The following is a 12,005-nucleotide window of genomic DNA, read 5'->3' on the forward strand; positions in this document are numbered from 1 at the left end:
TTAAATGGCAAATTCTATTCAAAAGCGACTTGTTGAAGTCACTGTACAGGCAGTAAAAGAGCTTTACAATGCAGATATTTTAGAAAATCAAATTGCTTTACAAGCTACCCGAAAGGAGTTTGAAGGACAAATTACAATCGTAACTTTTCCCGTAACGCGCTTTTCGAAATCTTCTCCGGAACAAACCGGAAAGGAAATCGGTGCATATTTGCAACAGCATATTGCTGAAATATCGGATTTCAATGTGATAAAAGGCTTTTTGAATATTGTTCTTTCCGATGCTTACTGGATCACGTTGTTGAATCAGACCATAACGGCGAAGGACTTTGGTGTATTTCCTGCGAATGGAAAAAAACTGATGGTTGAATATTCTTCTCCAAATACCAATAAACCGCTGCATTTGGGGCATATCCGTAATAATTTATTAGGATATTCTGTTGCGGAAATCCTAAAAGCTTATGGTTATGATGTGATCAAAGCAAATTTGGTGAACGATCGCGGTATCCATATTTGTAAGTCGATGTTGGCTTGGCAAAAATTTGGTAACGGTGAGACACCCGAGTCTACTGGACTTAAAGGAGACCACCTTGTCGGAAAATATTACGTTGTCTTTGACAAAGCATATAAACAGGAAATCGAGGCATTGAAGGCTGAAGGGCAGACCGAAGATGAGGCAAAGAAAAATGCACCTTTGATGAAGGAAGCACAGGCGATGTTGCAACAATGGGAAGCTGGTAATGAAGAGGTGATCTCACTTTGGAAAACCATGAACAGCTGGGTGTACGCTGGGTTTGAAAAGACCTATAAACAATTAGGTGTTGATTTCGATAAATACTATTATGAATCCAATACGTACTTGTTGGGTAAAGATATTATCCAGGAAGGTTTAGATAAAGGGGTTTTCTTTAAAAAAGAGGATAACTCCGTATGGATTGATCTAACTGCAGAGGGACTGGATCAGAAGCTTGTGCTTCGTGGCGACGGTACTTCTGTCTATATTACACAAGATTTGGGGACAGCACAGTTGAAATATGATGAATTCAAAATGAATGATTCTATTTATGTTGTCGGTAACGAACAGGATTACCATTTCAAGGTATTGTTCTTAATCTTAAAAAAACTTGGTAAAGCTTGGGCTGACGGATTGTTCCATTTATCGTATGGGATGGTCGATCTTCCTTCAGGTAAAATGAAATCACGGGAGGGAACAGTTGTTGATGCGGATGATTTAATGGCTGAGATGCTTAAGACCGCTCAGGAACGTACTGAGGAGCTTGGCAAGACTGAAGGATTGGACGAGGAATCAAAAGCCGTTCTTTACGATACAATTGGAATGGGCGCACTTAAATATTTTCTATTGAAGGTGGATCCTAAAAAACGCCTCTTGTTTGATCCAAATGAATCTGTCGATTTTCAAGGTCATACCGGACCGTTTATCCAATACACACATGCCCGTATCAAATCTGTTTTAAGTAAGGCTGAATTCGATTTTGATAGTGCTGTGTCTGTGCCGGCGACTATTTCTTCTTACGAACGTGACTTAATTCAACAACTGGGTGCATTTCCGGAGATTATTGAAGCTTCTGCGCAAGAGTTCAGTCCTGCACAATTGGCAAATTATATCTATGAGGTAGCCAAGTTTTATAATAAATTCTATCATGAAGAAACCATCTTGAAAGCGGAAGATCATGATGTGAAAAACTTTAGATTGCACCTTTCGGCTTCTGCGGCAAAGGTTATTGCCAAAGGGATGAACTTATTGGGTATTCGAGTACCTGAAAGAATGTAATGCTATGAAGAAAATTCGCGTAGGACTTATTGGTTTTGGAATTTCGGGTCAGGTTTTTCACGCTCCCGTGATGCGTTCGATACCTGAACTGGATCTTGTTAAAGTGACCGCTCGGAAAGCAGATCAGCAAAGTTTGCTAAAGGAACGCTATCCACAGGCAGAACTTGCTTTGTCTGCAGATGATATTTTTAATGATGCAACCATTGATTTAGTCGTGGTTGCAACGTCCAATGAAATGCATTACCCTTTTGCAAAACGTGCTTTGGAATCGGGAAAACACGTTGTTGTAGAAAAACCCTTTACGAATAGCGTCGAGCAGGCCGATGAGCTTATCGCTCTGGCTAAGGAGAAAAATCTGATCTTGGCACCCTACCATAATTTAAGGTTCAACTCAGACTATCGGACCCTGGAGAAAGTAATCAAAAGTGGGCGGCTGGGACGGATTGTAAATTTGGAATCTAGGTTTGATCGTTTTCGTAATTACTTGCGACCTAATGCATGGCGAGAAGAAAATTTACCGGGTTCTGGTATATTTTATGACCTGGGACCACATCTCATCGACCAGGCTTTGCAGTTATTTGGAAAGCCGCATGCTGTCTTTGCAGATTTGGCTGTTCAACGGGATCATGCGAAGACCATTGACAATTTCGACTGCCTATTGTACTATGATAACTTACGGGTATCCCTGAAAGGTTCTATGCTTGCAAAAGAACCCACGCCACGTTATCGTGTCTTTGGAATGAACGGAAATTTTGTAAAATATGGTGTCGACCCACAGGAAGCCTTACTGCGTGATGGTAAATTTCCTGATGAGGATCCAACCTGGGGACAAGAAGATCCGAGTCTATACGGCAAGCTCAATATTGTTGAACAGGGGAATGACATTGAAGAAATGATTCCTTCTGAAATAGGTTCCTATCCTGATTTTTATCAGAACGTTGCGGATAGTATATTGGGGAAAACTACCTTGATCGCATCGGCAGAGCAGGCACGGGATGTCATTAAAATTATTGAATTGGGATATCAGAGTCAATTGGAACGAAGAGTTGTTTCTGTTGAAAATACATTGATTGCTTATTAGATTGTTGCTGTGAGTATACTATACGATGCTATCATTATTGGGGGCGGAGCCTGTGGTTTGATGTGTGCAGCCCAAGCAGGGCTGATTGGAAAGAAGACCTTGGTGCTTGAACGAAACGATAAGGTCGGCGCGAAGATCTTGATTTCCGGTGGTGGACGCTGTAATTATACAAATATCGGTAATAGTCCCGCTAATTTCATTTCTGAAAATCCGGATTTTTTACATGGTATATTCAAACAATGGACAGTGGACGATACCATTACATTTTTTGAACAGTATGGTATTGTAGGGCATGAAAAAACACTGGGCCAGTTGTTTCCAGAGACCAATAAAGCAAAAGATATCGTTGCTGTATTTTCAAAAATTTTATATGAGACAGGGCAGGATATTGCATTGAATACCTTGGTGAAATCTGTAGAAAAAAACGATAATGGCTTTGTGGTAACGGTCGAAAATGCAAAAGGTGAGTCCCGATATCATGCACATAAAGTTGTTATTTCTTCTGGCGGGCTTCCGGTCCAAAAACTCGGGGCTTCGGACTTTGGATTACGCCTAGCCAAACAATTTGGTTTGAATGTAGTCGGTACAGCGCCTGCATTAGTCCCTTTGACAATAACTGGAAAAGACGCTGATTGGTATAGTTCTTTGGCTGGAAATTCGGTGTTCTCCAAAGTGTCTGTTGCCGGAATGTCTTTTGAAGAGAATATTCTCTTTACGCACTGGGGGTTAAGTGGACCCGCAATTCTTCAGATATCAAGTTATTGGAGACCCGGACAGGAGATTACGATTGATCTACTGCCTAATTTTAATTTAGATAATCTGATTAAACAGGAGCGGCAATACGGAGGGAAACGACTTGTTTCACAATTGCTAAACGATTATTTCAGCAGAAAATTGGTCGATGCTCTTGGAAAATTTCTAGCATTGGATACCAAAATCGCCTCACTTAGTAAAGCTGATGCGAAATTGATTGTCGATACTATCCATCGCTTCAAGGTAAAACCTGCGGGAGATAAGGGGTATGATAAAGCGGAGGTCATGCGTGGAGGAGTTTCAACGGAAGAGCTAAACCCAAAGACCTTAATGTCTAAAAAAGTTGAAGGCCTTTATTTTGGAGGGGAGACTGTTGATATTACGGGATGGCTTGGCGGTTATAATTTCCAATGGGCTTGGGCAAGTGGTTATGCTATCGCCCAAGATATTTAGGCATTTTGGGGAGGTAGTGAGAGGGGCAATCTATTCCGGAAAAAATGGGTTAAGCAAGATCATTGATAGAAATATTATTCGATAGAAATATTATTCATTTTGTGAATTTGACGTTTTATCGACAGATTTCTCAGCATAGAGTTGTGTGGCAGCAGCCAAGCGCTGTTTTATTCTCGTTTGTAAATTTCTTGGGGAGAGTACTTTAATGGATTCGCCAAAACCTAAAATTTCTCTTTCCAGTTCAAAGTTAAGTACAACATCAATACGAATTAAGATTGAACCATCCTCCTTTTTGTCTAAAATCTGCTGTGACGCATGTAAGGGTTTTGTTGCTACATAAGGTGCATTTTTTGCATTGATTTGCAATATCACCCGGTGTCCGCGGTCCTTTTGTGTCTTCGTTACGCCTATGGTATCCGAAAAGTAACGTTCGAAATCGACGCCTGTATATTCCTTGTATGAATTTTTGCCCATTTCCTCGATGGCATTGATCCGATCAAGCGCTAGTGTCATCAATCCTTCACTTTTTTTATGGTGACCAATTAGAAACCATCGATTACGATATTCTTTTAGGAGATAGGGTGAGAAAACAAGATCCTGTTGTTGTGTTGCTTTGAACGATTGGTAGCTGATCAGGAGTGGTGTTTTGTCGCGAATGGCTTGATGCAGTGGGCTGATAAAAGAAAGGCCTTTTAGCAGATTGTTGCTTTCCATTTGTATAATAGACGGCGAATTGTCCTTTTTTGTATGGATGCTATCTTCAAGTCGTGCGACGATATCGCTCATTTCATCAAAGCTGGAGAAACCGCTCACATGCTTAAGTACCTCTACAGCCTCCTTCATTTTTTGCATGTCACCGACAGAAATCGGTGAATTGCTAATGCTATAGTTGGGATCTTCATAGGTGTAGAATTTGCGGTGCAAGACGACAATAGGCGCATTGTAGCCGAGCTTATTGCTACGCATGAGTTGAATATCACCTTGTATGGTGCGTTTACTTATCCCATTTTTGATTCCTTCAAATTCATAGAGTGCATCGGAAACCTTTTCCATAAGATCTTCCAAGGTCCATTTCCGATGTCTTAAACGAAGACAATGGTCAATCGTTTTATAACGTATAAGAGCTAGTTTATTGAGTGCCATGCTTTTTTTTGATAGATTGAAAATACAAAAACTTTCTTTATCTACGCAAGGTGATTGCGCAGATTTTTGTGCCTGTGAAGCAAAATGAATAGTCTTTTCGAAATTGAAAAGAAATTCGGGTTTATCCGAGTAAAATAGCTACTTTTGCGCAGAAGCAAACTGGTTCTATCGCTGCTCTTTTTTGAGAGGAGAGGAAAGTCCGGGCAACATAGAGCAACACGCTTCCTAACGGGAAGGCTGCTATGAAAATAGTAGACAGAAAGTGCCACAGAAAATATACCGCTTTTCGGAGTAAGGGTGAAAACGTAAGGTAAGAGCTTACGGTCTTGTATGGTGACATATATTACGGTAAACCTCGTGTGTTGAAAGACCAAATAGGTTGCGAAATTCGAAGGCTGCTCGTCTTCTTTCAATTTATTGGAATTCGTAATGGGTAGGTTGATTGAGTTTGTCAGCGATGGCAAATCTAGATAAATGATAGAAATTCCACTTCGGTGGTCTACAGAACCCGGCTTACAAGGTTTGCTTCTTTTTCGCTAATTGCCAAAAAAATCTTATATTGATTCCCGTAATTGAAAAAATAGCATAACTCTCGATTTATGAGTACAATTTTAATCATTGATGATGAGCGCGCCATCAGAAGTTCGTTGCGTGATATCTTGGAATATGAAGATTATACGATTTTAGATGTCGACAATGGCCGGGATGGATTAGATATTTTAAAAAAGGAAAAAATAGATCTTGTTCTTTGTGACATCAAGATGAATACGATGGATGGGATGGAAGTTTTGGCGGAAGCACACCAAAGCAGCCCGGATATCCCTTTTATTATGATCTCTGGACATGGTACGATTGAAACAGCTGTTGAAGCAGCGAAAAAAGGAGCATTTGACTTTTTAGAAAAACCGCTGGACCTGAATAGACTATTGATCACGGTTCGTAATGCACTGGATAAAAGTTCCCTAGTCACAGAAACCAAGGTCCTGAAACGAAAAGTTAGCAGCTCGAAAACAAAAGATATACTAGGTGAATCGGGGGCCATCAAACGTATTAAGGAAACAATTGACCGGGTTGCACCAACAGAAGCCCGTGTATTGATTACCGGGGCGAATGGCTCGGGAAAGGAATTGGTTGCACGCTGGTTACATGAAAAGTCAAATCGTGGACAAGGCCCATTGATCGAAGTGAACTGTGCCGCAATACCTTCTGAATTAATCGAATCAGAATTATTCGGGCATGAAAAAGGATCCTTCACGTCGGCTATTAAACAACGTATCGGGAAGTTTGAACAAGCTAGTGGTGGAACATTGTTCTTGGATGAGATCGGAGATATGAGTCTATCCGCGCAAGCTAAAGTGCTAAGGGCATTACAGGAACATAAAATCACGCGAGTGGGGGGCGACAAAGAAATTGACGTCAATGTCAGGGTAGTAGCTGCGACCAATAAGGATTTATTGAAAGAGATAGAAGATGGTAATTTCAGAATGGACTTGTATCACCGTCTATCTGTCATATTGATCCATGTGCCAGCGTTAACTGATCGTGTCGATGACATTCCTCTATTGTCCACAAACTTCTGTGAAGAGATCTGTATGGAATACGGGATACCTGTAAAGGAAATTACTACTGCTGCAATGCGGGAATTGAGTCATCTTCCTTGGACAGGTAATATTCGGGAATTGCGCAATATGATTGAACGTTTAATTATTTTGAGCGACAGGTCGATTACCGATAAAGATGTTGTTGCCTTTGCGAACCCTTCCCGCGAGCCAGTGAATGGTATAGCTCATGAAAAAAGTGCAACGAATTACGGATTAGATATGGACTCCTTTGATTCGTTTCAAGATTATAAAGATCATGCGGAAAAAGAATTTATAAAATATAAATTGGAAAAAAATAACTGGAATGTCTCCAAGACGGCCGATGATTTAGATATTCAACGTAGTCACCTGTATAGTAAAATAGAGAAGTTTGGTCTAAAAAGAGATTAACCGTTTAGTGAAATTTCAGTCTAGCAGCTGTGAGCGAAAATTGCAGTTCACTCGGACAAAGCGATAAAAAAAAAGAGATTCCTTATGGAATCTCTTTTTTTTTATCGGTAGAGAGGAGACATCCGAAGTTATCGGACTAAGTGTCGTCAACCCCTCAACCGGGTTATAATTCTTGTGTTTTTAAAATTGCTTTTATATTGGCAACTGATATTTCTGTATAATTATTTATATAATCATTACTTGCAGGTAATTCTTCTTTTTTATGGGTTGAAAGTACGGCGACAACTTTCATTTCAGCATTTTTCGCCGCGGTAATACCAGAAAAAGAATCTTCAAAAACAATACAGCGGTCAACAGGAATTTGCAGATTCTCTGCAGATTTTAGGTAAACCTCAGGATGTGGCTTATGTAGTTTTACATCTTCGCTGCTTAGCGTGGAAGAGAATAAATGACGTATGTTCAATTCATCCAAAATTAAGTCCATATTCTCTCGGGGAGCAGATGTCGCCACAGCAAGCTTAAAACCGTTATTTTTTAATTCCGTGAGAAATTCAATTAAGCCCTTAATAGGGGCAACGTGTTCTTTATAGATAACTCTAAAAAGCTGCTCTTTTTCAAATTCAAGCGTTCGCAGTTCCTCAGGGGATATCGGACGCTGAAAGAAATGCTGCATAATGTAACTATTATGCTTACCATACATATGCTGCTCAAATTCCTCTTCTGTAGCCTGTTGTACATTGTGGTTTTTAAAAAAAGCTCTAAAAGCTTCCGCATGGAAAGGGTTGGTGTGGCTTATGACACCGTCCATGTCAAATATCGCTGCGTATTCTGTCATTGAGCTAATATACAATAATTGCCTTGTTTGATCGATTTTACTCATTCATATTCTGGTAAATATTTTCTTCCGACTAGAGAAAGCTGAGATTAAAGCGCCCTTTGTCGCAATTACTTACGTCATTATGAAATTGGAAAAAGTCTTCATAATCATTGGCAGGATAGCTGCCTTCAAAAAGTTCCAATTTTCTGTAGGTGAATAGTTTATTGTCCTTTATTTCTGACCTAAATTCATACTTTCCAAATGGTTTATTAATAATTTTCTTTTCAGGAGTTATATTTTTGAGCATATTTTCTGGGAGGGCGATGCTAATGCTATCGATATCAGCGTAACCCCTTTCAATGAAAATATCTTCCGTTCTATTTCTACTTTCTGCAATATTGGAATGTGTATTGAATAAATTAGGCTGGATCAAAAGTTTATTACCATTTTTCACAGCGTAGTTTTTGATAAAAATATTCAGGTTCTCCTCAATAAATGGATTTTCCTCCTTATGTTCAATATAGTTTACCTGATTGAAATTGATATTGTCTATATTATAATATTCCGTGAGAAGTTTATTCTTATCATTATTGCTGGCTAAAAGCACGTCCATATGGTTCTCATATTGGGCTCCATAGAACTTGGTATTTAAGGTGCCCTGGATGCTTCCGTCTTCCGAAAGTTTTAGGTCGGCATAGCGCAGTTGAAGATTGGTTGAGTTAATATATTTCGGCGTATGCATGATAACTCCGCCATTTTCGGTGCAAGCAACGACATCTCTATCGTCGGTAAAGTCGCTAAGAAAACCAAATGGAAGGTTTTGGCTCGTACATTCCAGCCAGGTCGTATCATTTTTGAATGGAATACATAAAATGACGTGATTTCCGTCCTGGGCATTTGCAAAGGTTTTGTGAAAACTTTCTTTGCGTCTGCCTGCTTCGACAATACAGTAATAGGAAGGGATATTGACCGCCGACAACATGCTTCGCATGTAATTCGCCAGTGCTTTACAGTCACCGTAGCCCAAGCGGTCAACCTCAGAAGCCGGAAATGGTTCTAAGCCTCCAATGCCGATTTGAATACTGATGTAACGTGTGTTTTTTTGTAAATAATTGTATAGAATCTTTGCTTTGTCTTTATCTGAGCTTGCGTCTTTTGTTAATGCTATAAATTTTTGTTTAGACGCTTCCGTCAAATCTTCTTTTTTGTTCAATAGGCTATTGGATACCCATTGGCCAAATTCTTTCCAATCCCCGAAATTTCCAGTCTTACCATAATAAATAAAATTTTTGGGAACGATGAGTACATTTATTCTTTTCAGGTTAGGATTGGGGCTATAAGATTCATCCTTTTTTGCAGCGATCTGTCCAGTATTCCATGTCTTACTTTCAGTCTTGTCATTTTTCTCTTCTTTGATACTTCCTTTATAGTTCGTTGTTTCAATTCGGCATTCAGTGCCAATTGGTGCAATAAATTGAAAGCTGCTTTTCTCTACGGATACATTACTTGAGACCTCAGGAGTCCAAGATGGAATGATCAAGTTTTGTTTACTTCTAACTTCGTATTGGTATTCGACGGTATAGGGATAGCTATGATAGTCAGGTACATATAATTTTACCCGAGAATCGGCAAACATCGTACTGTTGTCCACAGCGCTAATATCTTTGAAATCTTTCGTTGCAATTTTCTTTTGCAATATCCCCATTTCATTATAGATGGCTCCCTTAAGGCTCTTAATTTCGCTAGATTTATTATAATAGACCGGAAGTGAAGCATAGCGGTCCCCATTTTTATTGTAAACTGTGATAGCACAGGTTATGGTTGTGATGACCTGTTCGGGCGATTTCATTTCTACCACAGTTTTATCATTGCGTACAGTTGCTACTGCTCTGCTCTTTAATGCACTTGGAATATTGGCGACGTCGTAGTTATCTTGTCCAATTGCGAGGATCGGAAGCAGGAAGTATAGTAAGTTGATGAATACGATTTTCATTTTTTACCGATTAATTTTATGTCTAGCTTTTGTTGTTGAATAATACGTGAATACAATTCTTTGAGTGAAAAATATTCATCGACTGAAAATATAGTTTTGTTAAACGCAAGGCTTTGTAGTATTTCAAGTTGATTGCCATTGACCTGCGTTACATATCTATATTTTGCAGTTGACTCCGGGAGTGCTAATGATGCATTCTGAGGCTTCTCAGCAATTTCATAATGATCAGGAATGGTCAATTTAACGGAGTACAATGTTTTGGATTTAAAACCCATATCGACTGGATAAGTTCTTTCCTGTGCTTTAAATGGATTGTAGGAAATCCTGTCAATAACATTGGGCGCTAGCAATAATATGTCTTGTCCCATCTGTTTGGAGACATCTACGATGACATCAAATTCCTCTATCAATAGCTGATCAATTTCTTCAAGGTTTTGGATACTTGATTTTGTTAAAGTTACGTTGGGCATTTCTTCGTCCAGTTTTTCCCAGTATTCCTCCAAAGAATTGAATTTGGCGATATGTTGGCGCTTTAAGAAGGCTTTGTTACCCCTGCTACTTATGGTCAGTTTTCCCTTAATTTTAGATTGTTCATCTAAGGCTCCCTCCAATACGTAGCTCACATCGGAAGATTCTTCTACCGTAAGCGGAAACCAATCCGAGCTCTTTTTGGAGTAGATAATTCTTCCTCGTTCATTTAAACATTGTAAAGGTAGTTCTCCAAAAGGTAAGTATGAATTGGAGGCATCTAGTTTATATTTTACACCATCTATATTTACGCAGGCGATGACATAGTCGAAGTCAGATAATACGGGAAATAAGGCATTGGGAGTTCCGTTTCGTCGCGTTGAAAGAATAATAGGGTAGGCCTCCAGATCTGCAGTTAATAGCGCGGTTACTAGCGCTAAATTGATGTCGCCAATATTGCCAGTTCGTTTTTCCAATGCTTTTTCAATGCCAGATTCTGCATATTTGCCTAAATAGTTATTCCATTTTATTTGTTTGTTGATATAGTTATATATCTTCTTTGCTTTTTCTAATTTGGTGTCAGTAGGAGAAACAATTGTTGCTAAACTGGCTTTGAATAAGTCTGTTTTTTTTAATTGGCCACCAAAAGCCTTTTCATTCATTAGGTCCGTATCTACGTCTTTCCAGGTTTTGCTAAATGTCTTCTTGCTACCTGTACTCGGATAAAAGATTGATTCAAGCTCATAATAGATAGCAGATTTGAAATTGGTTGGCGAAGTCATGTAGTCCTCTTCAACAAATGCCGGAATGTTCTTCATTGTATAGGTCAATTTTGAACAATCCATTCGCAGTCCATCCAGGAAAATATATTCTTTCAATGCTTCGGCTTTTTGATCGGCAAGTTTGTAAGGACCACGTAAAACTACATTGTAGGCGAAAGAAGCAGGAATAATAGCGATATATTGGCTTTGTATTTTGGGAATATCATCTTGAAATTCCCATGTCTTGAAATTAAATAAATCCTGCTCTAGCGTCCGATAGGACACTTCAATAATAGATCCTTCTTTAATATTCGGAAGGGTGAATTTATTAAGGTCCAGATAGGGCGAGTAATTTTCCCTGAAAACTTTCTTGTTTTCAAGCTCCGTTTTCTCGATCCTGCCATTTTCTAAGTTATATGTAACAGCCTTTAGTTCGTCAAAATAGTCACGTATGTAACTTCCGCGTTTATACGAGGGAATTTCAAAATTAGCTTTTTTAAACCCCTCTTTGTTATTGATCCGGATAAGTACATGGTATTCATGTTGAAGTTTTATACGATTATCATAATCATCAACAAAAACAGAACTCCGTCCAAACTCATTGAGCACAATAGCATTGGCATTACTATCCAGGTCTGTTTTCGAGAAATCCGAAATAGAAACCTTACCAAAGTCAAAAGTTTGGGCTATACTATTTGTATAAATAGAAAATATTAAAAATAGCGTTAAAAACTGGCGCATAACTATAGGTGTAAT

The 12,005-nt window shown here is 39.1% G+C and carries 8 protein-coding genes and 1 other RNA gene; 5 read left to right on the top strand and 4 right to left on the bottom strand.

Annotated elements, in window-relative coordinates; translation table 11 throughout:
• The first annotated feature begins 4 nt into the window (after nucleotides 1–4).
• From argS to A9970_RS00345, 3 genes are read left to right on the top strand one after another with little or no spacing between them, the layout of a single operon-like run.
• Complete coding sequence (gene argS / locus A9970_RS00335; protein ID WP_182980919.1) at nucleotides 5–1,789, top strand: arginine--tRNA ligase; 1,785 nt, start codon at nucleotides 5–7, stop codon at nucleotides 1,787–1,789.
• A gap of 4 nt (nucleotides 1,790–1,793) precedes the next feature.
• Complete coding sequence (locus A9970_RS00340; RefSeq protein WP_182980920.1) at nucleotides 1,794–2,870, top strand: oxidoreductase; 1,077 nt, start codon at nucleotides 1,794–1,796, stop codon at nucleotides 2,868–2,870.
• A 15-nt stretch (nucleotides 2,871–2,885) separates the two neighbouring features.
• On the top strand, nucleotides 2,886–4,076 hold the full coding sequence (locus A9970_RS00345) for an aminoacetone oxidase family FAD-binding enzyme (RefSeq protein ID WP_182981008.1): 1,191 nt from the start codon (nucleotides 2,886–2,888) through the stop codon (nucleotides 4,074–4,076).
• A gap of 90 nt (nucleotides 4,077–4,166) precedes the next feature.
• Here the strand turns inward: A9970_RS00345 and A9970_RS00350 are convergent, their stop codons facing one another.
• Nucleotides 4,167–5,219 (bottom strand): YafY family protein, encoded by a 1,053-nt coding sequence (locus tag A9970_RS00350; RefSeq protein ID WP_182980921.1) that lies wholly within the window; start codon nucleotides 5,217–5,219, stop codon nucleotides 4,167–4,169.
• A 152-nt stretch (nucleotides 5,220–5,371) separates the two neighbouring features.
• Here A9970_RS00350 and rnpB point away from each other — a divergent pair.
• Nucleotides 5,372–5,751, top strand: an RNA gene (rnpB, locus tag A9970_RS00355) — RNase P RNA component class A.
• Nucleotides 5,752–5,818: 67 nt separating this feature from the next.
• Entirely contained in the window at nucleotides 5,819–7,210 is a 1,392-nt protein-coding gene (locus A9970_RS00360; protein WP_153846152.1) for a sigma-54 dependent transcriptional regulator, read from the top strand.
• Nucleotides 7,211–7,373: 163 nt separating this feature from the next.
• On the opposite strand, the gene A9970_RS00365 is transcribed toward A9970_RS00360, so the two are convergent.
• Genes A9970_RS00365 through A9970_RS00375 form a run of 3 tightly spaced genes read right to left on the bottom strand, consistent with a single transcriptional unit; the run spans nucleotide 7,374 to nucleotide 11,990 of the window.
• A complete protein-coding gene (locus A9970_RS00365; RefSeq protein ID WP_259655300.1) occupies nucleotides 7,374–8,090 on the bottom strand; it encodes an HAD family phosphatase in 717 nt (238 codons plus the stop codon).
• A 28-nt stretch (nucleotides 8,091–8,118) separates the two neighbouring features.
• Nucleotides 8,119–10,020: a DUF3857 domain-containing protein gene (locus tag A9970_RS00370; protein ID WP_182980922.1), complete on the bottom strand. Its 1,902-nt coding sequence runs from the start codon at nucleotides 10,018–10,020 to the stop codon at nucleotides 8,119–8,121.
• Complete coding sequence (locus tag A9970_RS00375; RefSeq protein WP_182980923.1) at nucleotides 10,017–11,990, bottom strand: transglutaminase domain-containing protein; 1,974 nt, start codon at nucleotides 11,988–11,990, stop codon at nucleotides 10,017–10,019. Before A9970_RS00375 ends, A9970_RS00370 begins: the two co-directional genes overlap by 4 nt.
• Between the last annotated feature and the right edge of the window lie 15 nt (nucleotides 11,991–12,005).

The organism is Sphingobacterium sp. UME9, assembly GCF_014170215.1.
In the GTDB taxonomy this organism is placed as follows: domain Bacteria; phylum Bacteroidota; class Bacteroidia; order Sphingobacteriales; family Sphingobacteriaceae; genus Sphingobacterium; species Sphingobacterium paramultivorum.

What these genes read in the sequence shown, in the direction of transcription:
- A9970_RS00375 (WP_182980923.1), bottom strand. Translation starts at nt 11,990, where the DNA reads ATGCGCCAGTTTTTAACGCTATTTTTAATATTTTCTATTTATACAAAT.
- A9970_RS00350 (WP_182980921.1), bottom strand. Translation starts at nt 5,219, where the DNA reads ATGGCACTCAATAAACTAGCTCTTATACGTTATAAAACGATTGACCAT.
- argS (WP_182980919.1), top strand. Translation starts at nt 5, where the DNA reads ATGGCAAATTCTATTCAAAAGCGACTTGTTGAAGTCACTGTACAGGCA.
- A9970_RS00360 (WP_153846152.1), top strand. Translation starts at nt 5,819, where the DNA reads ATGAGTACAATTTTAATCATTGATGATGAGCGCGCCATCAGAAGTTCG.
- A9970_RS00365 (WP_259655300.1), bottom strand. Translation starts at nt 8,090, where the DNA reads ATGAGTAAAATCGATCAAACAAGGCAATTATTGTATATTAGCTCAATG.
- A9970_RS00370 (WP_182980922.1), bottom strand. Translation starts at nt 10,020, where the DNA reads ATGAAAATCGTATTCATCAACTTACTATACTTCCTGCTTCCGATCCTC.
- A9970_RS00340 (WP_182980920.1), top strand. Translation starts at nt 1,794, where the DNA reads ATGAAGAAAATTCGCGTAGGACTTATTGGTTTTGGAATTTCGGGTCAG.